The organism is Streptomyces flavidovirens DSM 40150, from assembly GCF_000429085.1.
GTDB classification, from domain to species: domain Bacteria; phylum Actinomycetota; class Actinomycetes; order Streptomycetales; family Streptomycetaceae; genus Streptomyces; species Streptomyces flavidovirens.
Window position 1 is genome coordinate 1 of the sequence record NZ_AUBE01000041.1, and the last position, 22188, is coordinate 22188.

Consider the following 22188-nt stretch of genomic DNA (forward strand, 5'->3'; position numbering starts at 1 on the left):
GCTCGGCCGGGCCGACCTGCGGACTCATGAGTGCGCGGGTTGGGCGCGACAGTTGAATGGGGCGACTCGGGCCGGTACGGCGTCCACCCCGGCCGGTGATCGGCCGAGCCACAAACCCGTTGCTGGGCTTGGTGGGTGGTGGGGCCACCGCCGCCCGTGGAACGAAACGCACCCGAGATGGCCGGAACCGTAACGGCTGTGACTACTGCGACCGAAGAGCCGCTGGGACTGCATCAAGTGCGGGGTTTGTTGCACCAAACTGGCCTCAGACCGCAACGCGCACGGAACCGAGCGACTCCGCCCAGGTAATTACGTCGACTACGTCCGCGTCCGGGGCTAGCCTCGCGATCCATGGTCACCCTGCAGACAATCCACGACGTGCCCGTCCTGATGTGCGCCGCAGAAGGTGCGGCCATCGGCGGGGAAAGCGACGCCTTGGATCTCATAGGCGACGCTACCTATCAGGGGGCCCAGTGGGTCGTCATCCCGGCCGAGCGGTTCGACGAGGCCTTCTTCCAGCTTCGCACCCGCGTCGCCGGGGACATCATCCAGAAGTTCGCCAACTACCGGGTGGGGGTCGTCATCCTCGGTGACATCTCCCGTCACACGGCGGCCAGTTCGGCGCTGCGGGACTTCGTCCGTGAATGCAACCGTGGACGGCAGACGTGGTTCCTCGGCGATGTCGAGGAACTGCGAGAGCGACTGAAGGGCTAACGACTGTCCTGACGTTCCTGAGTACTGCGTCGCAGGTGAAGAAGGCGCGCGCCCGCAGGGGCTCGTTCCTTCGGGCATGATCTGCGGGACGGGACGACGCGCGGGGGCGCGCCCGGAACACCGACTGGGGGACACGGTATGCAGTGGGGAACGCTGGTCGCCACACTGGGCGGCGGTCTGATCGCGATAGCGGGCACGGTGCTCGCGGACCGCTTGCGCACCCGCCAGGAACACCGCCGTGGCCTTCAGGCGCGCCGCCGGGACGTCTACGCGGAGTTCATCGCGGCGGCGGGCGCGGCCCATACCGAACTGCGCCGCCTCGCGCAGAACGGTGCCGAGGCGACCGACCTGGAGGAAGCAAGCCGCGTAGCGCTGATGGACGCCCGCATTTACGAAGTGCGCGAGCGCCTCTTCCTCGATGCCAGCGCCCGGATCGCGGGCACGGGACAGACCATGTTCGAACGCCTCCGCGACCTCCGAAAGGTGGTCGCCGCAGGCGCCAGCATCTCGACCCCCGCGTTCCACGACATCTACCACCCTTACCTGGACGCCGTATGGGCCTACCGCGAGGCGGTCCGCGACGAGCTGGAGGGCCACGCCCTCACCCCGGCCGACTTCGGCTGGTCCGCGTGGGACGGCCGCGAGCGCTGCCCGCACTGCGGGGGGCCCGGCGTGGACACGACGTCCGGCCTGCACTGACCCCTCCAGTCGGAGCACCATCTCGCACAGGCGGCGCTCACGAGATGGATGGCGTACAGGTGTGATTCAGTTCCTCGCCAGCACTTCCGCCAACTCGTCAGCCGACTCGGAGGTCAGACGGTAGAACCCCTGAAGACTGACCGAGCGCTCAAGACGGCCATCCACCACGTACTTCAGACCGCGCGTCTGACCTCGGCGATTACGCCAGGTAAGCCTCGCAAGCAGTTCGCCGGAGATCGGCACATCGAAGCGTACGGGTGTCGCCTCCACGTGCACGGCCACGGCGCCGCAGCCACCGGCGCCGAGCATCGACCAGTCGCCGTGTCCGGGATACGCAGGGTGCTCCCATGTTGCGGGTGCCGTGCCGCAGCAGTCGCGCCGCTGCATGTCGATCACCCGCATCCGGCTCACCACGAACACCTCGCACCGGTTGACGTGCAGCGCGTACACCTCGTCCCCAGCACGAGCACCCGTCCATGCGGGCAGAGAGGAATGAACACCACTGAAGGCGACCGGCGGCCGCTCGCCCACGCGGCCCGCCTTGCGCAGGGCACGGCACGTGTCATGGGTCCACAAGACAGTGAAGGCATCAGGCATGCCGTGATCCTATGAACGGACACTGACAACCCTTCAACCGTTCGAAGTGGGGACGTCATGTCGGTTGCCAACGATCGCTTGGCCGCAGTCCGAAGGCAGGCGGTCAGCCACCATCTCCACCGCTGCCTCGGCCGTGTCGGCCTCACCGACGTACTCCCGCAGCTCCCACATACCAACCCATGGGAAGAGCTGCCGCAGCCGAGGCTCGGCATATGCGGCGCGAAGCAGGTTACGGTCCACACGGTCTGAACCGAGCAGCCGCTTCCACTCAGCCTCGACGACGCCCTTTGCCGCATCCTTCGTATTCATCGGGCAGGTCCTGAACTTCCGTTCAGGAACGCTTCGGTTCGAAGAGCAGCGCGGTGATGCCGCAGTCGAAGGGTCGAGCAGTGACGAGGCGAAGCTGCTGGTAGGCGCCGGTGTTGGCGAACACAGGCATTCCGGCGCCGATCGCGATCGGGTTGACGAACAGGTGGAGCTCGTCGAGCAGACCCTCGGCGATCAGGTTCGACACGAGCGTGCCGCCTCCGTAGGCGATCATGTCTCCGCCCGGCTGCGCCTTGAGCTTGTTCACGGTCTCGGCGAGATCGCCGCCGGCGACGACGGCGTTCTCCCAGGGCGACTCGGTGAGGGTGTTGGAGATGACGACCTTGGGCGTGTTGTTCATCTTGTCGATGGACGCCTGATCCTCGCCCTCGGGACCGGCCGCCCAGGCCGGGATGAACCCCTCGGCGAGCTTGCGACCCAGCACGATGCAGTCGACCGGCTCGGTGAGCGCGTCGATGTAGGCGTTGATGTCGTCCGTCCACGGGAACGTCAGCCAATCCATCTCGCCGTTCGGACCGGCCATGTAGCCATCGACGGTGGTCTGAACCTGAAGCTTGAACTTGCGCATGACGTGCTTCCTCTCGGGGTTCCCGCTGTGCCGACTTCGTGATGTGAAGACTTGGCGGCCCGCCAAAACTCATCGCTCCGTCCAGGGGAAGAATCTAACCTCGAAGATCAACAAACGAAGCCCGTTCCACCGCTACTGACCGCCTCAGTGACCAAGACACCCCCGCACGCAGTGCCCAACCGCCCCACCTCCTGGGCTGCTTGCCCGGCGAAAAAGCCCCCCCGCCCCCGTGCAGGCGCCGCCGGTCGACGCGAGAAGCGCCGTACCGCTGCCGCTCCCAAGCGAGCCGGAGGAGACGTCCCACCGGGTGTCAGCCGAGACCAGTGGGGCTGGCGTGACAGCAGAACCGCACCCCGCCGAGTCGGTCATCCTCCGCAGCCACATCGGGAGGCCGCCGGTGCGACTAACCCAACACATGACGCAAACGAAGACCGCCACATGGCCCGAAAACAGGGCGAAAGGGGCGCCGCTTTTCATCTTCAGTCGAGTTCGTTGCAACACGCCCAGCCGATGTCATCCAACCGCCTCGCAGCCGAGCCACCACCAAGCCACCGGCCCCGGCCCCCAGCCCTCGGCCCCCAGCCCCGGGCCATCGGCATCGGCATCGGCATCGGCAGGTTCACATCACCCGGACGCCAGCGGATGACCCACCACCCACCGGCCACCACCGACCACCGACCACCCACCACCCACCGCCCACCCACCACCCACCAAGCCCGACCACGTGCTTGTGCCCCAACCAACCACCGGCCGGGGTGGACGCCACACCCGCCCGGGTCCCCCCATTCAACTGCCGCGCCCTACCCGCGCACCCGACGGTCCGCACGTCGACGCGACCGACCGGCCAACCACCCACCTGGGTGCGTGTGTGCGTCGGAATGGCGGTGTCGCACCAGCGGCCGTCCCCGCACCCGCTGAGCCAGGGGCCGCACCACCCCTGGAGCGGGTGCGCCCCACCCACTCACCCGACAGCCACCGAACCCACCCCCACCACTCTCCGGACCTCGCGTGCAGGGCGTTTTTTCTTGGGCCGTCCCGTGGAAAGCGTCAGCGGTGGGCCGGGGTGGCGGGTCAAGGGTGGAGCGCAGCGGAATCGCCGCAGGCGACGCGACGCAGGAGCGCCCTTGACGCGCCGCCCCGGCCCACCGACCCTGGAGCGCTCGGGACGGCCCGGAAACCAACCCCCCGAAGCAACGAGTGGTACGCCCACCCCCGGCCCGCGCCAAACCCCGCCCCGGCCCCAACCCCACCCTCGACCCGCCCCGCCCCCGCCTACCGCTCCCGCCTACCGCTCCCGCCTACCGCTCCCGCCCAACCCAACGCGCGACCTCGGTGGCCCAGTACGTCAGGATCATGTTCGCGCCGGCGCGCTTGATCCCCACCAGCGACTCCATGATCGCCTTGTCCCGGTCGATCCAGCCCCGCTCCGCCGCCGCCTCGATCATCGCGTACTCGCCACTGATCTGGTACGCCGCGACCGGTACGTCCACAGCTTCCGCGACCTTCGCCAGCACATCCAGGTAAGGCCCGGCCGGCTTCACCATCACCATGTCGGCGCCCTCCTCCAGATCCAGCGCCAGCTCGCGCATGGACTCCTTCAGATTCGCCGGATCCTGCTGGTACGTCTTGCGGTCACCCCGCAGCGCAGACCCCACCGCCTCACGGAACGGACCGTAAAAGGCGGACGAGTACTTCACCGCGTACGCCAGAATCGACACGTCCTCCTTGCCGATGGTGTCCAGCGCATCGCGAACGACCCCGACCTGGCCGTCCATCATTCCGCTGGTGCCCACCACATGCGCGCCCGCGTCCGCCTGGACCTGCGCCATCTCGGCGTACCGCTCCAGCGTCGCATCGTTGTCGACACGCCCGTCCGCGTCCAGGACGCCGCAGTGTCCGTGATCGGTGTACTCGTCCAGACACAGGTCGGACATGATCACGAGATCATCCCCCACCTCACCGCGCACCTCCCGCAGCGCGACCTGCAGGATCCCGTCCGGGTCGGTCCCAGCCGTCCCAGCGGCGTCCTTCTTCTCATCAGCCGGTACGCCGAACAGCATGATCCCCGCGACACCCGCCTCCACGGCCTCGACGGCCGCCTTGCGCAGCGTCTCCAGCGTGTGCTGCTGAACGCCCGGCATGGCCGAGATGGCCACGGGCTCGCTGATGCCTTCCCGTACGAACGCCGGAAGGATCAGATCGGCGGGGTGCAGCCGATTCTCGGCGACCATGCGCCGCATGGCAGGGGTGGTACGCAGCCGACGGGGCCGAGCCCCGGGAAAGGATCCATACACAGTCATGCCAAACACGCTACGCCGCCGCAACGACCCCTTTTACCGTCACCCCGTCGGCACCATCCCCGCCGTCACCACCGAGCCCACCACCGAGCCCACCCCCACCACCGAGCCCCCGAGCCCACTCCACACATGAGCCCCCTCAACAAATGAGGGCCGAGTCCCTGAGCTTCGCCCCAGGTCCCGGCCCTCACCCCGCACACCTACTACGTAGTCCGCCGCCGCCGTGACCCCGGCCGCCGCTCGCTCGGCCGCGTCACATGCTCGCCGGCCTCGATCGCCGCCTCGCGCCGCTGCGTTCCGAACGCCGCGAGCGCCTCGGCCAGCTTGTGCACCGACGGCTCCGGCGACAGAACGTCGACCCGCAGCCCGTGCTCCTCCGCCGTCTTGGCGGTAGCAGGACCGATACACGCGATCACGGTCACGTTATGCGGCTTGCCGGCAATGCCGACCAGATTCCGCACCGTGCTGCTCGACGTGAACAGAACGGCGTCGAACCCACCGCCCTTGATCGCCTCACGCGTGTCCGCCGGCGGCGGCGACGCCCGCACCGTCCGGTACGCCGTGACGTCGTCGACCTCCCACCCGAGCTCGATCAGCCCGGCGACCAGCGTCTCCGTCGCGATATCCGCCCGCGGCAGGAAGACACGGTCAATCGGATCGAAGACCGGATCGTACGGCGGCCAGTCCTCCAGCAACCCCGCCGCCGACTGCTCCCCACTCGGCACGAGGTCCGGCTTCACACCGAACTCAACCAGCGCCGCAGCCGTCTGCTCCCCCACCGCGGCGACCTTGATCCCCGCGAAAGCACGCGCATCGAGCCCGTACTCCTCGAATTTTTCCCGAACAGCCTTCACCGCATTGACCGACGTGAAAGCGATCCACTCGTACCGCCCCGTAACGAGCCCCTTGACCGCCCGCTCCATCTGCTGCGGGGTACGCGGCGGCTCGACAGCGATCGTCGGCACCTCGTGCGGCACGGCTCCGTAGGAACGAAGCTGGTCGGAGAGCGACGCCGCCTGCTCCTTGGTACGCGGAACCAGCACCCGCCACCCGAACAGCGGCTTCGACTCGAACCACGACAACTGCTCGCGCTGAGCAGCGGCGCTGCGCTCGCCGACCACGGCTATGACGGGCTGGTGGCCCTCGGGCGAAGGCAGCACCTTCGCCTGCTTCAGGACCTGGGCGACCGTACCGAGCGTCACGTTCCAGGTCCGCTGCCGCGTCGTCGTACCAGCCACCGTGACACTCATCGGCGTATCGGGCTTGCGCCCGGCCGAGACGAGCTCACCGGCTGCCGCCGCGACGGAATCCAGCGTCGTGGAGACAACAGCCGTGGCGTCGCTGGACCCGACCTCGGACCAGCATCTGTCATCAGCCGTCCGGGCGTCGACGAAGCGCACGTCGGCGCCCCGCCCGTCGCGCAGCGGCACACCGGCGTACGCCGGCACGCCCACCGCCGACGCGACGCCGGGAACGACCTCGAAGGGAATGCCCTCGGCGGCGCAGGCGAGCATTTCCTCGCCCGCGTTGCCGTCGAGGCCGGGGTCGCCGGAGATCGCACGGACGACCCGCCTGCCGCCCCGTGCGGCCTCCATGACAAGATTGACCGCATCCCTGATCGCGGGGATACCGGCGGCAGTTGACGCATCGTCAACCACCGTCAGCTGTGGCGTGCTCACACCCGCCTTGACATGAGTACGTACGACATCGAGCACATGTGGCTCGGCGATCAGCACGTCCGCGCTAGCGAGCGCCTCGACGGCGCGCAGCGTCAGCAGGCCGGGGTCACCGGGTCCGGCGCCGAGGAATGTGACGTGCCCGGATACGGGGAACGCCGAAGGTACTGGCGTAGAGGTGGTGGTGGGGCTCATTGTGCTCGCTCCCCCATAAGACCGGCCGCACCCTTCGCGAGCATCTCGTCCGCGAGTTCGCGTCCGAGAGTGATCGCGTCGTTGTGCGACGTGGGTACGGGACCGGTAGTGGACAGCTGCACCAGCTCGGCACCGTCGGAGGTACCGACGACACCGCGCAGGCGCATTTGGTTGACAACCTGTCCGTCGGCCAGCAGGTCGGCCAGTGCACCCACAGGTGCGCTGCAACCGGCCTCCAGGGCGGCGAGCAGGGATCGCTCGGCGGTCACGGCGACCCGCGTGTGCGGGTCGTCGAGCTCGGCGAGCGCGGCAGCGAGTTCGACGCGCGTGGCGGCGCACTCGATTGCCAGGGCCCCCTGGCCGGGGGCGGGCAGGACGACATCGACCGAGAGGAACTCGGTCACTTCATCGATCCTGCCGATGCGGTTGAGGCCGGCGGCGGCCAGAACCACCGCATCCAGTTCCCCGCTCCGTACATATCCGACACGAGTGTCGATGTTCCCGCGGATCGGCACGGTCTCAATATCAAGACCATGCGCCCGCGCGTACGCGTTGAGCTGCGCCATGCGGCGCGGGGACCCAGTCCCCACGCGGGACCCGGCGGGCAGCTGGGCCAAAGTCAGCCCATCCCTCGCGACCAGCACGTCACGCGGGTCCTCACGCTCCGGCACGGCGGCCAGCGTCAGATCGTCCGGCTGGGCGGTCGGCAGGTCTTTCAGGGAGTGGACCGCGAAGTCCACCTCACCGCTCAGCAGCGCGTCGCGCAGGGCGGTCACGAAGACGCCCGTACCGCCGATCTGCGCGAGCGCCTCGCGCGAGACGTCTCCGTACGTGGTGATCTCCACCAGCTCGACGGGTCGCCCCGTGATCCGGCGCACCGCCTCGGCGACGTGTCCGGACTGGGCCATGGCGAGCTTGCTGCGCCTGGTCCCCAGCTTCAAGGCATCAGTAGTCATGCCCGCCCTCTATTCCCACCGTCAGGGGTGTCGTTCAGGTCGGCCCTGCTGACGGCGGCGACCGTCTGCGGGTCGAGGTCGAAGAGTTCGCGCAGCGCGTCCGCGTACCCGGCGCCGCCGGGCTCGCTGGCGAGCTGCTTGACCCGCACGGTGGGCGCGTGCAGGAGCTTGTCGACGACACGGCGCACGGTCTGCGTGATCTCCGCGCGCTGCTTGTCGTCCAGTCCGGGAAGCCGCCCTTCGAGCCGGGCGACCTCGTTGCTCACCACATCGGCCGCCATGCTGCGCAGGGCGACGACGGTGGGCGTGATCTGCGCGGCGCGCTGGGCGGCGCCGAAGGCCGCGACCTCGTCGGACACGATGGTCCGCACCTGGTCCACATCGGCGGCCATGGGCGCGTCGGCCGAAGCCTCGGCCAGCGACTCGATGTCCACCAGCCGTACGCCGTCGAGCCGGTGTACTCCGGCGTCGATGTCGCGGGGCATGGCGAGGTCGAGCAGCGCGAGCCGTACCGGCGCGCCGGTGCGCACACCGGCGTGCTCACGCTTGCGCACCTGAGCAGCGGCGGTGCCGTTGTCGGCCCAGGCTCCGTGCTGCTCCATGGAACCGGCGTCGGCGCCCTGCCGCGCGGCAGGCACGGCACCCGCACCAGCACCAGCAGTCCCGCCACCAGCACCAGCCACACCCGCACCCGCAGCGTCAGCCGGCACAGGGCAGCCCTCAGGCCCGCCCGCCGCACCACGGCCCACCGCAGAAGCAGCGGCAGCGGCCGTCGCCGTGGCATGGTCCACCGTCACCCCGAGCGCGCTCGCGACGTTCTCCGCCGTCAGCACAAGACCCGTAGCGCCCGTGCAGGACACGACCACGTCGACTCGCGTCAGTTCCCGCGCCACATCGGCCATCGGCACGGCTCGCGCCACGCCGCCCGACTCGCCCAGGATCTCCGCCAGCCGCTCCGCCCGCGCCTGCGTCCGGTTAGCGACGACGACTTCGGCCACTCCGGTGCGTACGAGCGTCGCGGCGGCCAGCGAGGACATCGAGCCCGCGCCGATCACCAGCGCCCGCTTCCCCGCCGCCCACTCGCCGACCGGCATGCCGCTGCCCGCGGCAAGCTGTTCGAGGCCGAAGGTGACGAGCGACTGCCCGGCCCGGTCGATGCCGGTCTCGGAGTGCGCCCGCTTGCCGACGCGCAGCGCCTGCTGGAAGAGGTCGTTGAGGAGCCGGCCCGCGGTGTGGAGCTCCTGCCCCCGCGCGAGCGCGTCCTTGATCTGGCCGAGGATCTGCCCCTCGCCGACGACCATCGAATCGAGCCCGCACGCCACCGACAGCAGGTGGTGGACGGCCCGGTCCTCGTAGTGCACGTACAGATAAGGAGTGAGCTCTTCGAGCCCCACGCCGCTGTGCTGGGCGAGCAGCGTGGACAGCTCGGCGACACCGGCGTGGAACTTGTCCACGTCGGCGTACAGCTCGATGCGGTTGCACGTCGCGAGCACGGCGGCCTCGACCGCCGGCTCCGAGGCCAGCGTGTCCTGGAGCAGCTTGCCCTGCGCTTCGGCGGTCAGCGACGCCCGCTCCAGGACGCTGACCGGAGCGCTGCGGTGACTCAGCCCGACTACCAGAAGGCTCATGCCGGCATCACGGCGGGTACGTCCCCGTCGGGTCCCTTCCGGCTCGCGGCCGCGCTGCCGCGCAGCGGGGGCGGCGCCACGACGTCGCCCGTCGCGGCGGCCACGGCGGCGGCTTCCTCGCCGGCCTTGCGCTGCTCGTGGAAGGCGAGGATCTGGAGCTCGATGGAGAGGTCGACCTTGCGTACGTCGACCCCGTCCGGCACCGACAGCACGGTCGGCGCGAAGTTGAGGATCGAGGTCACACCGGCGGCGATGAGGCGCTCGCTGACCTGCTGGGCGGCGCCCGCCGGCGTGGCGATCACGCCGATGTGGACGCCGTTGTCACTGATGATCTTCTCGAGATCGTCGGTGTGCTGTACGGGAATCCCGGCGACCGGCTTGCCCGCCATGGCGGGGTCGGCGTCTATGAGCGCGGCGACGCGAAAGCCGCGGGAGGCGAACCCGCCGTAGTTGGCGAGGGCGGCGCCGAGGTTACCGATGCCGACGATGACGACCGGCCAGTCCTGGGTGAGGCCCAGCTCGCGGGAGATCTGGTAGACGAGGTACTCGACGTCGTATCCGACCCCACGCGTCCCATAGGACCCGAGGTACGAGAAGTCCTTGCGCAGCTTCGCGGAGTTCACCCCGGCCGCGGCGGCGAGCTCCTCGGAGGAGACCGTGGGGACCGAACGCTCGGAGAGCGCTGTCAGGGCGCGCAGATACAGCGGAAGGCGGGCGACGGTGGCCTCGGGAATGCCTCGGCTACGGGTCGCCGGTCGGTGAGTTCGGCCAGTTGCCACGGTGCTCCTGCGGGATGAGCGGGGCTGCAGGCGGCCGTATGTACCAGGACCGCCCCGTCGCATGCAGGCTATGCCTTTGTGAACGCGTGCACAAAGATGGTGTCCGTTTTGTCCGCCCAAAGTGACCGGGGTCACGCGCATCGCCCGGCCGATTCCGGAACCACGGACCGTCCGGGCTCGTTGAAGATCCGAAGGGGGCAAAACCGTACACACTCCTCACGACTACGCCCCCGAGACCGCTCAAATCGCCCATGATGCTAGCCGCCTTTCAGCCGGCTCATCAGCCATCCGGCCGCTCAGGCGCTCAGCTTTCGGGCGCTCGGCCTTCGGGCGCTCAGCCCTCGGGCGCTCAGCCCTCCAGCGCCTTGCGCAGCCTCCCCGCGTCCACGCGCCAGAAGGTGTGCTGCTCACCGTCGACCAGGACGACCGGGATCTGCTCCCAGTACGCCCGGTTCAGCTCCTCGTCCTGCGTGATGTCCTTCTCCTCCCAGGGCACTCCGAGCGCCCCGCAGACCTCACTGACCACATCCCTCGCGTCGTCACAGAGATGGCACCCCGGCTTCCCGACCAACGTGACCAATCGCTCGTCGGGCTTCCTCTTGGCATTCGCGCGTCGCAACAAGGGACTCATAACGCCATTCTCGCCCTGACCGGCCCCGTCCTGACCGGTCAGGCCCGGCCCGCCCGCTTAACACCGGCGTCCCGGAGAGTTCACGCCGCCGCATCCCGCCAGGTCCTGCGGTACCGAACAGACTGGCTATGCTCACGACATGGCCGCACTGGGATGGCTCACCCCCCGCAGGCGCTCGGCGACAGCCCGGAGCGTGCTGGCGGGCGAGGCAGCAGCCGAGGCAGCACGCAAGACGTCGCAGGAGCAGCAGGAGCTCGAAGAACTCCACGAGCTCCTCGCGGCGCCGTCCGGCAAGCCCGCACAGCGGGAGCCCGTGTTCCCCGTCGTCGGCGACGACCGGGCCGCCGCGTTCTTCGATCTCGACAACACCGTCATGCAGGGCGCCGCGATCTTCCACTTCGGCCGCGGCCTCTACAAGCGGAAGTTCTTCCAGCGCCAGGAGCTGGCCCGCTTCGCCTGGCAGCAGGCCTGGTTCCGGCTCGCCGGGGTCGAGGACCCCGAGCACATGCAGGACGCCCGCGAGAGCGCGCTGTCCATCGTGAAGGGCCACCGTGTCTCCGAGCTGATGTCGATCGGCGAGGAGATCTACGACGAGTACATGGCCGAGCGCATCTGGCCCGGCACCCGCGCCCTCGCCCAGGCCCACCTGGACGCGGGCCAGAAGGTCTGGCTGGTCACCGCCGCCCCCGTCGAGACGGCCACGATCATCGCCCGCCGCCTCGGCCTGACCGGCGCGCTGGGCACGGTCGCCGAGTCCGTCGACGGCGTTTATACGGGCAAGCTCGTCGGTGAGCCCCTGCACGGCCCCGCGAAGGCCGAGGCGGTCCGCGCCCTGGCCGCCGCCGAGGGCCTCGACCTGGACCGCTGCGCGGCGTACAGCGACTCCCACAACGACATCCCGATGCTGTCGCTCGTCGGGCATCCGTATGCGATCAATCCCGACGCGAAACTGCGCAGGTACGCCCGCGAACGCGAGTGGCGGCTGCGCGACTACCGGACCGGCCGCAAGGCCGCCAAGGTCGGCATCCCGGCCGCCGCCGGCGTCGGCGCCATCGCCGGCGGCACCGCCGCCGCCATGGCCCTGCACCGCCGCCGCCGCTGACGGCGGCGCCCCGCGCCGCACGACAGGCCCGGCGGGCGACACGCAATCCGGGTCCCTACCCTGCCCCGGCTCCCGCCAGTCCTGTTACTCCCACTCGGGCACAACGCACCCAGCAATCACACAGATTACGAAGTGATCCGGTCAACAACTGATCACGAAGTACTCCTCGAACCGCCGCGTAGACGCAACAGAAGCGACGGAATCGATGATTTTAGCAACTGGGTGTAGCGCTGCCTGTACGAAGCGTTATTCTCCTCAGACGCATACCGGACCCCACCCGTCAGCACGACGAGTGACCGGTCTAGCACTGAACGTGTTGGAAGCTCTGCCTCTGGGAGTCCCGTGTACCCACACGTCGGGGTTGACGCCTCGGGCCTGGCTACGCTGCGCGCAACGGTCGTGGACCGCTTGCGCGGCTTCGTCCCCACCGCGTACGCCGTCCCCGCCCTTGCCACCCCTGCACTTGTCGGCCCCTGCTATGCCCTGGCCGACGGCGGTGCGGCGGTCGGCAGACGCAGCCGCGGCGCCGGCTCGGGCACCGGCACGTCCACCACCCGTCGGCCCAGCGCCGACAGCGACAGCGCACGCATGATGGACCTCGTCGAACGCGCTCAGGCCGGCGAGGCCGATGCGTTCGGCCGCCTCTACGACCAGTACAGCGACACGGTCTACCGCTACATCTATTATCGCGTCGGCGGAAAGGCGACCGCGGAAGACCTGACGAGCGAGACGTTCCTGCGCGCCCTGCGCCGCATCTCCACCTTCACCTGGCAGGGCCGCGACTTCGGCGCCTGGCTGGTCACCATCGCCCGCAACCTGGTCGCCGACCACTTCAAATCGAGCCGGTTCCGTCTCGAAGTGACCACCGGCGAAATGCTCGACGCCAACGAGGTCGAGCGCAGCCCGGAGGACTCCGTCCTCGAATCCCTCTCGAACGCGGCCCTCCTGGAAGCGGTCCGCAAGCTCAACCCGCAGCAGCAGGAGTGCGTGACCCTGCGCTTCCTGCAGGGCCTCTCGGTCGCCGAGACGGCTCGCGTCATGGGCAAGAACGAGGGCGCGATCAAGACCCTCCAGTACCGGGCCGTCCGTACCCTGGCCCGGCTCCTGCCCGACGACGCCCGCTGACACGCGCCCGCGTACGCCCGCCGATCGGCCGACCGACACTCACGGTCGGTAATGTCTCCATGACCCTCCATGACGTTGTGGTCGGATCATCCTTCGCGCGTAACCCAAGTGCCGCGACGCTCGTTGTGCGGGATGCAGGCTCCCTGCGGTCACGCCATGCCCGCAGCCACTCACTCGATCGTGTGGATGTGCTCATGGCGTGCAACCTTCCGGACCCCCAGGGGAGTCGATCGTCATGACGAGAGGAGGTGCCGCCAGTGATCGCGAACGTATCGGCGCACCGGCGGGCGAACGCCTTCGCCCAGGCGCTGGAGGCACAGACGCCCCAGGGCACGGCGGCAGATCAGCCCGAAGAAATGGCCGAAGGCCCAGAAGCCGCACGGCTTCTGGCCCTGGCGAACGGTCTCGGCGAGCTGCCGTCACCGGAGTTGGACCCCGAGGTCAAAGTCGTCCAGCGGGCACAGCTCATCGCCGCCATGGAAGCGATGGTCGCCGAGAGCGGCGCACCGACGGGCCCTACGGTGCCCGAGCAGCGGACCGGACGGGGAACCCACCGGGCTTCCCCGCTCCGGAAGCTGCGCCCGCGCTCCCGCTGGTCGAAGGGCATTGCCGCGGGCGGGCTCACCGTCGGTGTGGCCGCCGGAGCCTTCAGCGGAGTGGCCGCTGCGAGTTCCGACGCCCTGCCGGGTGATTCGCTGTACGGGCTGAAGCGAGGCATGGAAGACGTCAAGCTCGGCATGGCCGACGACGACGCCGACCGTGGCGAGATCTATCTCGACAAGGCGGCGACCCGCCTCATGGAGGCTCGCCGCCTCATGGAGCGCGGCCGGGTCGCCGAGCTGGACCACGAACAGCTCGGCGAGGTCAGGCGCACGCTGAGCGGGATGACGCACGACGCCGCCGAGGGTCACCGCCTTCTCAGCAGGGCCTACGAGCGTGACGGCTCGATCGGCTCCATGCAGGCCCTGTCGTCGTTCGCCAAGTCGCACCGCGAAGCATGGAGCAGCCTGCGCGAGAAGCTGCCCGTACAGCTGGCCGATGTGGGTGACCAGGTGAGCTCGGTCTTCGACGCCATAGACGAAGAGGTGGCCCCGCTCCAGTCACTCCTTCCGCGCGCCCCGAAGTCACCCGAGAATTCCGGCCGCCCCGGCGGCTCCACCCGAGACCGTACGGGCACACCGGGCACCGACCGCCCCGATGCTCCTTCCAGCACCACATCCTCCGGCGGCCGAACGGGCGGCGACAGCAAGCCCCACCCGTCGGCTCCCCGGAGCAGCGCCGAGGACGACGGCCTCATCGGCGGCGCCCCCGGCGACCTCCTGGATCCCCCGTCGGCCGACACGACGACCCCGTCGTCACCGTCCTCCAAGGACAAGGGCCGCAACAAACCGCCGGTCCCGGACGTCACGGTCCCCCCGCTGCTCCCCGGAATCCTGCCGGGCCTGGGCATCGAGGAGGAGAACGCGCCGTAACACCAGGCACCCCGCTACACCCGTGGGCCCGCTCTCTCCGGAGACCGGGCCCACACCTTTACGCTCAGAAGAAGACAGGTCAGAAGAAGACAGACCGCCGCTGCACCAGCAGCTTGTACAGCGTGTGCTGAATCTGCTCCCGCACCTGATCCGTCAGGTTGAACATCAGCATCGGGTCCTCCGCCGCCTCCGCCGGATAACCATCCGTAGGAATCGGCTCCCCGAACTGAATCGTCCACTTCGTGGGCAGCGGCACAGCCCCCAGCGGCCCCAGCCACGGGAACGTCGGCGTGAGAGGGAAGTACGGAATCCCCAGCACGCGCGCCAGCGTCCGCGCGTTCCCGAGCATCGGGTAGATCTCCTCAGCCCCCACGATCGAGCAGGGCACAATCGGCGCCCCCGCCCGCAGCGCGGTGGAGACGAACCCGCCCCGCCCGAACCGCTGCAGCTTGTACCGCTCGCTGAACGGCTTCCCGATTCCCTTGAAGCCCTCCGGCATCACACCGACGACCTCACCCCGCCGCAGCAGCTCCTCCGCGTCCTCCGCGCAGGCCAGCGTGTGCCCGGCCTTGCGCGCCAGCTCGTTCACGACCGGCAGCATGAAAACCAAGTCCGCCGCGAGCAGCCGCACGTGCCGCCCGTCCGGGTGCTTGTCGTGCACCGCGGCCTGGAGCATCAGCCCGTCCAGCGGCAGCGTCCCCGAGTGGTTGGCGACGATGAGCGCCCCGCCCTCCGCCGGGATGTTCTCGATGCCCTTGACCTCGACCCGGAAATACTTCTCGTACAAGGGCCTGATCATCGACATCAGGACCTTGTCGGTGAGCTCCTCGTCGTACCCGAACTCGTCGACCTCGTAGTCCCCGGTGAGCCGCCGCCGCAAGAACGCGAGCCCACCCGCGATCCGCCGGTCCCAGCCACCCCCGCCACCCGGATCCGCGGCCGGCTCCTCGGGCGCCACCAGTGCGGCCTTGGCGACCGCCTCGGCCCCCGCGTCGTCCGGCGCGGCGGGCTGCTCCGGTACGGGCGCGAGCGGCCCTCCCTTGCGTCCGGGAGGCCGCTTCGCCTTGGCCTCCTTGCCGGCAGCGCCGGCTCCGGCACCGGCACCACCCGCGCCGGCGTCCTTGGACTTGGGCCGGACCCGCCTGGTCCGCGGATCGTCACCGAAGGGGATGACCTTGGCATCGGCCATGTCAGATGCGCTCCTTGCTGACGACGAGAGTGGAGAGCCGGTCGACGGTACGGCCAATCGCCTCGGGCGGCAGCAGCCCGGCGCCCCGGCTGCGTACGAAGTCGGAGAAGGTTTCCGCGGTCGTGTACTTGGGCTCAAAACCCAGTGTCTCGCGCATCTGGGTGGTTCTGACGACCCGTCCGTGCGTCAGCAGCCGGATCTGTTCGGGCGAGAAGTCGGTCACTCCTACGGTCCGCAGCGCGGACCCGACCCAGGTGACGGCGGGCAGCAGCACCGGCACAGTCGGCCGCCCGAGCCGCCGCGAGCACTGAGAGAGCGTCAGCACCCCGTCGCCGGCGATATTGAAGGTGCCGCTGTTCATCGTGGAGCGCCGCGGGTCGTGCGAGGCGATGCGCAGCACATCAATGACGTCGTCCTCATGGACGAACTGCAGCCGCGGGTCGTACCCGAACACGGTCGGCAGTACCGGCAGCGAGAAGTAATCAGCCAGCGGAGAGTCCGCACAGGGCCCGAGAATGTTGGCGAAACGGAGCACGCACACGGCCACATCGGGCCGCCGGCGCGCGAAGCCCCGTACATACCCCTCGACCTCGACCGCGTCCTTCGCGAAGCCTCCGCTGGGCAACGACTTCGGCGACGTGGTCTCGGTGAAGACAGCGGGATCGCGCGGCGCCGACCCGTACACGCTCGTACTGGACTTCACGACGAGCCGCTGCACGGTCGGCGACTTCTGACAGGCACCGAGCAACTGCATGGTGCCGATGACGTTGGTCTCCTTCACCGACGTACGGCTGCCGCCGGTGCCCAGCGGCGTACCGGTGACGTCCATGTGGACGACGGTGTCGACGCCGTGCTCGGCGAGCACGCGGGCGATGGCGGGCTGGCGGATGTCCGCCTGCACGAAGTCCGCGCCTCCCAGGTGGTGCGCAGGAGGGATCGCGTCGACGCCGACCACCCGGTCCACGTCGGGATCTCGCTGGATGCGCCGTACGAAACGGCCGCCCAGCTGCCGGGCCACCCCTGTGACGAGCACGACCTTGCCCAAGATCAGCGCCTTCCCTCGGTCTCCCCTAGCGCCACCGTAGCGGCTGGACGTTGCGCTGTGATGACCGCACGGCACCCGAAGTGACAGCAGACACACATGGGCTACATGAGACGCACGGGCCACAACGCACCACAGCCCTCCCACCATGACGGTGGAAGGGCTGCGAAGACACGTACAGCGGCCGCTTACTTCTTGTTACGACGCTGAACGCGGGTGCGCTTGAGCAGCTTGCGGTGCTTCTTCTTGGCCATCCGCTTACGCCGCTTCTTGATAACAGAGCCCACGACTACCCTCGCTCACTTCTCTTCACTCGGTGCGGGGCGTCTGGGCCCACACGACCTACGAGGGCCTAGCCTACCCGCCACCGAGAGAGGGACGTAATCCGAGGCCGCCGTCAGGCCGATTCCACCCCCACAAAGGACTCGCGGAGGTACTCGTGAACTGCTTGCTCCGGAACCCGGAAGGACCTGCCCACCCGGATCGCCGGCAGATGACCGCTGTGCACCAAGCGGTACACGGTCATCTTCGACACTCGCATCACCGAGGCGACTTCCGCCACGGTCAGAAACTTGACCTCGTTGAGAGGCCTCTCGCTGCCAGCAGCCATGACCCACCTGTACCTTCCGCACCCGACGCGCACCGGCTTCCCCTCCGGTGACTCTTCGTCGTTGTGCGCTCACTCCCAGAGTAGGGGCGGGTGATGCGAGTGGGGAAGAGGAGCAGCCCTCGGTCCGCTACCGTGACAGACACGCCCGATTGAGTACATAGCGAGTAAGCGGCCGGTAGTAATCAGACCGCACAGCATCATCAAGCGGAACGGCGACGGACACCCGCCCTTCGGCCTCTCCGACGAACAGCGCGGGATCATCGGTATCGGCGAGTCCAATGGCCTCAAACCCCAACTGACCTGCGCCGCAGACCCACCCGTGGTCCCCGACGACGAGCCCCGGCAAGGGCCCTCCCGCCTCCCCGGCGGCGGCCAGCGCGACCCTAACCGGGAGGGGTGAATGGCTGTGTGCGCCGGTATCACTCACGGGGCCACGCACGCCGGGTTCGCGCACCAGCGCTACTCCTCGTACGTAGTCAAGGTTGTACGTGCGTACCCCGAACCGGGTCGTTATGTCGACACATCGCCCCTGCGCGGGTGTGAGGACAAGACACCCCGCCGCCGACAAGGCGTCTGCGAGATCGGCGTAGAAACCGAGCAACCGATGCGGATGTCCGGTCCCGAACAGCACCGGCACCCCCCGCGCGGCGGCTTCCCCCAGCCGCCCCGCGAACGCCTCCAGCCCGGCCAGCGTCCGCTCGGGATCGATCACATCAGCCCCGCTGACCCACCCAGGATCACCGGACACTCCACACCTGTCCGCCATCAGCGCCATCACCTCGTGCTCGCCCCACGCCCCTTCGGGATCGAGCCCGAGCATCACCCGCGGATCCCGCGCGGCGAACAGCCGGTAGCTCCGCAGGCTCGCCTCCCGAGAGGTGGCCACGGTCCCGGCCAGCCGGGTCGCCAACAGATGCGCACGCAAAGCGCCGGTACTCAACACCCTCCCGATGCTCCCGCACCCCCACCGCGCTTTCCCCAAATTCCCCGACACTCACCACACTTGGCGTAACCCCCACCTCAACCCACCCGACGCGGCACCTGGGAGAGACCACACCCGCAGGGCATCCGGGTCTGGGGGCTTGCCCCCCACCCACCACCTCAAGCCCATCCGGCGCTTGAGGACAGGCCCGCAAGGCGTCCGGGGGCCGGGCGGCTTACCCCCTCGCACCCCCCACCCTCAAGCCGTCCGGCGCTTGAGGACAGGCCCGGAGGGCGTCGGGGGCCGGGGGGGCTTGCCCACCCCCTTCGCACCCACCCACTCAAGCCCGTCCGGCGTTTGAGGACACGCCCGCAGGGCGTCCGGGGGTCTGGGGGCTTGCCCCCAGTTTCGGGAAGGGGCGGGTAGGGGAAAGCCCCGCGCAGCGGCCCAGAGCCCGCACCCCGCACCGCACCCGCACCCGCACCCGCACCCCGCCCTACGCCAACAACCCCCGCAAGGGAAACGCCGCCCGCCGAGCCGCCAGCACCGCCTGGTCCAGCCGATCCGCAGGGTCGTACCCCGCGTCCCACCCGTCCCACACCGGCACAACCCCGTCCGTCATCCGCCCCGGCCCCAACTGCCGCGTACGCGCATACACTTCGTCCCGCCAAGACGCCGGAATCACCGACTCCGGATCAACCGGCCGATGCGCCGCGATCCCCACCAGATGAGTCCAGGACCGCGGTACGACATCCACCACCGCATATCCCCCACCCCCCAGCGCAACCCACGCCCCACCCTCTACGTACTCGTGCGCGAGCTCATGACACGCCGTCTGCACCGCCCGCTGCGCATCCAGCGAAACAGCCAGATGCGCCAGCGGATCCTCGAAGTGCGTATCCGCCCCGTGCTGCGTCACCAGCACCTGAGGCCGAAAGTCGGCCAACAATTCCGGCACGACCGCATGGAACGCCCGCAGCCACCCCGCGTCCCCCGTCCCCGCCGGCAGCGCCACGTTCACGGCCGAGCCCTCGGCCGCCCCGCTCGCACCCGTCTCCTCCGGCCACCCGGTCCCCGGAAACAGCGTCCGCGGATGCTCGTGCAACGACACCGTCAGAACCCGCGGGTCCTCCCAGAACGCCGCCTGCACCCCGTCCCCGTGATGCACGTCCACATCCACATAAGCGACCCGCTCCGCCCCCAACTCCAGCAGTCGCGCAATCGCCAGCGCCGGGTCGTTGTAAACGCAGAACCCCGCCGCGCTCCCCGGCATCGCATGATGCAGCCCGCCCGCGAAGTTCACCGCGTGCGCGGCCTCCCCCCGCCAAACCGCCTCCGCCGCCCCGACCGACTGCCCGGCGATCAGCGCAGAGGCCTCATGCATCCCAGCAAAAGCGGGATCATCAAGAGTTCCCAGCCCATACGCCTGATCAGCGCCCCGAGGATCCGCCGAAGCCGCCCGAACCGCCGCCACATAGTCCTCGCGGTGCACAAGCCGCAGCGTCGAGTCCCCCGCAGCCGGCGCGGCGACCACATCCACCGCCCGGTCCAGCCCGTACGCCCGTACGAGCCCCATGGTCAGGTCGAGCCTGACCGGGTCCATCGGATGACTGGCCCCGAAGTTGTAGCCGGTTACCGCGTCATCCCACATCAACAGTGCGCGCCCGCTCATGCCCGCCACCGTATCGGTCGGTCCCGGACCCGAACGAACGGGCGTACACCAGCGTCACCAGCACCAGAACCATCGGCACAAGCATCGCCCCCCGATAACTCCACCCATCCCCCACCGCCCCCACCAACGGCGCCCCCACCAAGAAACCCACATAGTTGAAGACATTGAGCCGCGCAACAGCCGCATCACTCGCCGCCCCAGAAAACAACCGCCCCGCCGCCGCGAACGTCTGCGGCACGATCACACACAGCCCGAACCCGAGCATCGTGAACCCGGCCATCCCGGCCCCCACCCCCGGCGCCCCCGCCACCACGGCGAACCCGCCCGCAGCCAGCAGTGCCCCGCCCCTCACTACGGCGACCGCCCCGAAGCGCCGCACACCGAAATCCCCGACGGCCCGCCCCACGAGCGTCGTGACCATGTAGACGTTGTACGGAAGAGTCGCCGTCTGCTCCGACGAACCGAGGACGTCCTCCAGATACTTGGCGCTCCAGTTCGAGACCGTCGAGTCCCCGATGTACGCAAAGGTCATCACCAGACACAGCGGCAGCAACAGCTTGAACCCACCCCCCAAGGCAGCCGCACCGTCCCCAACACCAGCGCCCCCACCACCGCCTCCACCTCCACCACCCACCCCACCCACATACCACCGACTGCCGACAAACACCGCAGGCAACAACACAGCCACCACAGGCAGATACGAAACGACCAGCGCGAGATCCCAGTGCGCCCCCACCCACGCGAGCGACGCCCCGACAATCCCCCCAAGGCTGTACGCCGCATGAAACCCAAGCATGATGCTGCGCCCGTACGCCCGCTGAAGGCTCACGCCCAGCATGTTCATGGCCGCGTCCAACGCCCCGACCGCCGCCCCGAACACCCCCAGCGCAACCGCCACTTGCCACGTCTCACGGCCGGCCCCGACCCCGAGAAGCGCCAGCAGCACGACCGGCTGCGACCACCGCAGTACGGCACTGGCCCCGACCCGCTTCACCAGCCGCTCAGTCCCGACGCTGCCCACACCGGCCAGAATCGGCACGCCGGCCAGGAAGACCGGCAGCAGCCCGTCGGATATCCCGTACCGGTCCTGAATGGCGGGCAGCCGCGTCACGAGCAGCGCAAAAGCCACACCCTGCGCAAAGAAGCTCAACCCCAAGGAAGCCCTGCCGCGCCGCAGGCGCACGTCTGTCATGGCCGCACAGCGTAGGCCTGCCACCTACTGATCGGTAGATCGATCAGGCAAGCAATCTCCGCAGCTCCCCCAACTCCGAGAAGAGCCCGGTCGCCCCCGAAAGCCGGTCGGCCGGAGTCATGGCCGTGAAGCCGTACACATCCATCCCGGCAGCCCTGGCCGCCTCTACCCCGAGCTGACTGTCCTCCACCACGACACACCGCTCCGCCGGTACGCCCATGCGTTCCGCGGCGTGAAGGAAGAGGTCGGGCGCCGGCTTGCCCCGCCCGACATCCTGCGAGCTGAAGATCCAGCTGTCCTCGAACCACTCGTCGAGCCCCGTCACCAGGTGCCCGACCCGAATCCGCTCATGGCTTCCGGACGATGCGAGGCAGTACGACACCCCGTCCGCCACCAGCTTCCCCAGCAGCTCCTCCGCCCCGGCGACGGGCTTCAGCTCCTGCTCGAAGGCGGCAAAGATCCGGGCGTGCAGGGTCTTGTCGAAGTCGTCGGGCAGCCGCCGCCCGGTCCGTTCCAGCACGACATCGTGGATGCGGTGCACGGCACCACCCATGAAGTCCCGTAGCGAGTCCTCGTACGAGGTGGGGTGCCCCAGTTCGCTCAGGTAGCCGGCGAGGACGGTGTTGGAGATCGGCTCACTGTCCACGAGGACGCCGTCGTTGTCGAAGATGATGAGGTCGTAGCGCATGACTTGACCTTAAACGCAAAAAAGCCCCGGCCCCTGGACATAAGTCCAGGGGCCGGGGCATAAAATTTGTTCGGCGGCGTCCTACTCTCCCACAGGGTCCCCCCTGC

The 22188-nt window shown here is 69.1% G+C and carries 22 protein-coding genes; 5 read left to right on the forward strand and 17 right to left on the reverse strand.

All coding sequences use genetic code 11. The features are described from left to right. The first annotated feature begins 351 nt into the window (after positions 1-351). Together G412_RS0130125 and G412_RS0130130 are read left to right on the forward strand one after the other, a co-directional pair. Positions 352-714: a DUF4180 domain-containing protein gene (locus G412_RS0130125; protein ID WP_028815280.1), complete on the forward strand. Its 363-nt coding sequence runs from the start codon at positions 352-354 to the stop codon at positions 712-714. A gap of 138 nt (positions 715-852) precedes the next feature. Then, positions 853-1413, forward strand: a complete 561-nt coding sequence (locus G412_RS0130130; RefSeq protein ID WP_028815281.1) for a hypothetical protein — start codon at positions 853-855, stop codon at positions 1411-1413. A gap of 66 nt (positions 1414-1479) precedes the next feature. Here G412_RS0130130 and G412_RS0130135 read toward each other — a convergent pair whose 3' ends face one another. The 9 genes from G412_RS0130135 to G412_RS0130175 form a co-directional block, all read right to left on the reverse strand. After that, complete coding sequence (locus G412_RS0130135; protein WP_028815282.1) at positions 1480-2010, reverse strand: hypothetical protein; 531 nt, start codon at positions 2008-2010, stop codon at positions 1480-1482. 33 nt (positions 2011-2043) lie between these two features. Beyond that, on the reverse strand, positions 2044-2319 hold the full coding sequence (locus G412_RS0130140; protein WP_028815283.1) for a DUF6193 family natural product biosynthesis protein: 276 nt from the start codon (positions 2317-2319) through the stop codon (positions 2044-2046). 22 nt (positions 2320-2341) lie between these two features. Next, positions 2342-2905, reverse strand: a complete 564-nt coding sequence (locus tag G412_RS0130145; RefSeq protein WP_028815284.1) for a dihydrofolate reductase family protein — start codon at positions 2903-2905, stop codon at positions 2342-2344. 1298 nt (positions 2906-4203) lie between these two features. After that, positions 4204-5205: a porphobilinogen synthase gene (gene hemB, locus G412_RS0130150; RefSeq protein ID WP_028815285.1), complete on the reverse strand. Its 1002-nt coding sequence runs from the start codon at positions 5203-5205 to the stop codon at positions 4204-4206. Between the two features lie 200 nt (positions 5206-5405). Next, positions 5406-7073 (reverse strand): bifunctional uroporphyrinogen-III C-methyltransferase/uroporphyrinogen-III synthase, encoded by a 1668-nt coding sequence (locus G412_RS0130155; protein ID WP_028815286.1) that lies wholly within the window; start codon positions 7071-7073, stop codon positions 5406-5408. Next, positions 7070-8029, reverse strand: a complete 960-nt coding sequence (hemC, locus tag G412_RS0130160; RefSeq protein ID WP_028815287.1) for a hydroxymethylbilane synthase — start codon at positions 8027-8029, stop codon at positions 7070-7072. The genes G412_RS0130155 and hemC overlap by 4 nt, the downstream gene beginning before the upstream one ends. Then, a complete protein-coding gene (locus tag G412_RS0130165; RefSeq protein WP_028815288.1) occupies positions 8026-9657 on the reverse strand; it encodes a glutamyl-tRNA reductase in 1632 nt (543 codons plus the stop codon). The genes hemC and G412_RS0130165 overlap by 4 nt, the downstream gene beginning before the upstream one ends. Continuing rightward, the gene (locus tag G412_RS0130170; RefSeq protein WP_028815289.1) at positions 9654-10436 is read right to left on the reverse strand and encodes a redox-sensing transcriptional repressor Rex; all 783 of its coding nucleotides are present in this window, start codon (positions 10434-10436) and stop codon (positions 9654-9656) included. Before G412_RS0130170 ends, G412_RS0130165 begins: the two co-directional genes overlap by 4 nt. A gap of 349 nt (positions 10437-10785) precedes the next feature. Continuing rightward, a complete protein-coding gene (locus G412_RS0130175; protein ID WP_028815290.1) occupies positions 10786-11067 on the reverse strand; it encodes a glutaredoxin family protein in 282 nt (93 codons plus the stop codon). A gap of 139 nt (positions 11068-11206) precedes the next feature. On the opposite strand from G412_RS0130175, the gene G412_RS0130180 reads away from it, so the two are divergent. The 3 genes from G412_RS0130180 (at position 11207) to G412_RS0130190 (ending at position 14766) form a co-directional block, all read left to right on the forward strand. Continuing rightward, the gene (locus G412_RS0130180) at positions 11207-12169 is read left to right on the forward strand and encodes an HAD family hydrolase (RefSeq protein WP_028815291.1); all 963 of its coding nucleotides are present in this window, start codon (positions 11207-11209) and stop codon (positions 12167-12169) included. Between the two features lie 342 nt (positions 12170-12511). Next, positions 12512-13294 (forward strand): ECF subfamily RNA polymerase sigma factor, BldN family, encoded by a 783-nt coding sequence (locus G412_RS0130185; protein WP_028815292.1) that lies wholly within the window; start codon positions 12512-12514, stop codon positions 13292-13294. Between the two features lie 257 nt (positions 13295-13551). Further along, positions 13552-14766, forward strand: a complete 1215-nt coding sequence (locus G412_RS0130190) for a DUF5667 domain-containing protein (protein ID WP_028815293.1) — start codon at positions 13552-13554, stop codon at positions 14764-14766. 79 nt (positions 14767-14845) lie between these two features. Here the strand turns inward: G412_RS0130190 and G412_RS0130195 are convergent, their stop codons facing one another. From G412_RS0130195 to G412_RS0130230, 8 genes are all read right to left on the reverse strand, one after another. Beyond that, positions 14846-15955, reverse strand: a complete 1110-nt coding sequence (locus tag G412_RS0130195; protein ID WP_028815294.1) for a lysophospholipid acyltransferase family protein — start codon at positions 15953-15955, stop codon at positions 14846-14848. 1 nt (position 15956) lies between these two features. Continuing rightward, positions 15957-17000 carry an NAD-dependent epimerase/dehydratase family protein gene (locus G412_RS0130200; protein ID WP_028815295.1) on the reverse strand — a complete coding sequence of 348 codons (1044 nt, stop codon included), beginning with the start codon at positions 16998-17000 and terminating at the stop codon, positions 15957-15959. Between the two features lie 185 nt (positions 17001-17185). Further along, on the reverse strand, positions 17186-17284 hold the full coding sequence (locus G412_RS38770) for a 30S ribosomal protein bS22 (RefSeq protein ID WP_003948845.1): 99 nt from the start codon (positions 17282-17284) through the stop codon (positions 17186-17188). A 110-nt stretch (positions 17285-17394) separates the two neighbouring features. Further along, on the reverse strand, positions 17395-17607 hold the full coding sequence (locus tag G412_RS0130210; RefSeq protein ID WP_014046653.1) for a helix-turn-helix domain-containing protein: 213 nt from the start codon (positions 17605-17607) through the stop codon (positions 17395-17397). Positions 17608-17734: 127 nt separating this feature from the next. Then, on the reverse strand, positions 17735-18550 hold the full coding sequence (locus tag G412_RS0130215) for a phosphatase (RefSeq protein WP_028815296.1): 816 nt from the start codon (positions 18548-18550) through the stop codon (positions 17735-17737). 475 nt (positions 18551-19025) lie between these two features. Further along, positions 19026-20201 carry an acetoin utilization protein AcuC gene (locus G412_RS0130220; RefSeq protein ID WP_028815297.1) on the reverse strand — a complete coding sequence of 392 codons (1176 nt, stop codon included), beginning with the start codon at positions 20199-20201 and terminating at the stop codon, positions 19026-19028. Continuing rightward, positions 20170-21393, reverse strand: a complete 1224-nt coding sequence (locus G412_RS0130225; protein ID WP_028815298.1) for an MFS transporter — start codon at positions 21391-21393, stop codon at positions 20170-20172. Before G412_RS0130225 ends, G412_RS0130220 begins: the two co-directional genes overlap by 32 nt. A 43-nt stretch (positions 21394-21436) precedes the next feature. After that, positions 21437-22081, reverse strand: coding sequence for an HAD family hydrolase (locus tag G412_RS0130230; RefSeq protein WP_028815299.1), 645 nt, complete (start codon positions 22079-22081; stop codon positions 21437-21439). Positions 22082-22188: the final 107 nt, after the last annotated feature.

Bases quoted from the DNA above. Each gene is read 5' to 3' on its own strand.
- G412_RS0130125 (WP_028815280.1), top strand. From the start codon at position 352: ATGGTCACCCTGCAGACAATCCACGACGTGCCCGTCCTGATGTGCGCC.
- G412_RS0130130 (WP_028815281.1), top strand. From the start codon at position 853: ATGCAGTGGGGAACGCTGGTCGCCACACTGGGCGGCGGTCTGATCGCG.
- G412_RS0130135 (WP_028815282.1), bottom strand. From the start codon at position 2,010: ATGCCTGATGCCTTCACTGTCTTGTGGACCCATGACACGTGCCGTGCC.
- G412_RS0130140 (WP_028815283.1), bottom strand. From the start codon at position 2,319: ATGAATACGAAGGATGCGGCAAAGGGCGTCGTCGAGGCTGAGTGGAAG.
- G412_RS0130145 (WP_028815284.1), bottom strand. From the start codon at position 2,905: ATGCGCAAGTTCAAGCTTCAGGTTCAGACCACCGTCGATGGCTACATG.
- hemB (WP_028815285.1), bottom strand. From the start codon at position 5,205: ATGACTGTGTATGGATCCTTTCCCGGGGCTCGGCCCCGTCGGCTGCGT.
- G412_RS0130155 (WP_028815286.1), bottom strand. From the start codon at position 7,073: ATGAGCCCCACCACCACCTCTACGCCAGTACCTTCGGCGTTCCCCGTA.
- hemC (WP_028815287.1), bottom strand. From the start codon at position 8,029: ATGACTACTGATGCCTTGAAGCTGGGGACCAGGCGCAGCAAGCTCGCC.
- G412_RS0130165 (WP_028815288.1), bottom strand. From the start codon at position 9,657: ATGAGCCTTCTGGTAGTCGGGCTGAGTCACCGCAGCGCTCCGGTCAGC.
- G412_RS0130175 (WP_028815290.1), bottom strand. From the start codon at position 11,067: ATGAGTCCCTTGTTGCGACGCGCGAATGCCAAGAGGAAGCCCGACGAG.
- G412_RS0130180 (WP_028815291.1), top strand. From the start codon at position 11,207: ATGGCCGCACTGGGATGGCTCACCCCCCGCAGGCGCTCGGCGACAGCC.
- G412_RS0130195 (WP_028815294.1), bottom strand. From the start codon at position 15,955: ATGGCCGATGCCAAGGTCATCCCCTTCGGTGACGATCCGCGGACCAGG.
- G412_RS0130210 (WP_014046653.1), bottom strand. From the start codon at position 17,607: ATGGCTGCTGGCAGCGAGAGGCCTCTCAACGAGGTCAAGTTTCTGACC.
- G412_RS0130220 (WP_028815297.1), bottom strand. From the start codon at position 20,201: ATGAGCGGGCGCGCACTGTTGATGTGGGATGACGCGGTAACCGGCTAC.
- G412_RS0130225 (WP_028815298.1), bottom strand. From the start codon at position 21,393: ATGACAGACGTGCGCCTGCGGCGCGGCAGGGCTTCCTTGGGGTTGAGC.
- G412_RS0130230 (WP_028815299.1), bottom strand. From the start codon at position 22,081: ATGCGCTACGACCTCATCATCTTCGACAACGACGGCGTCCTCGTGGAC.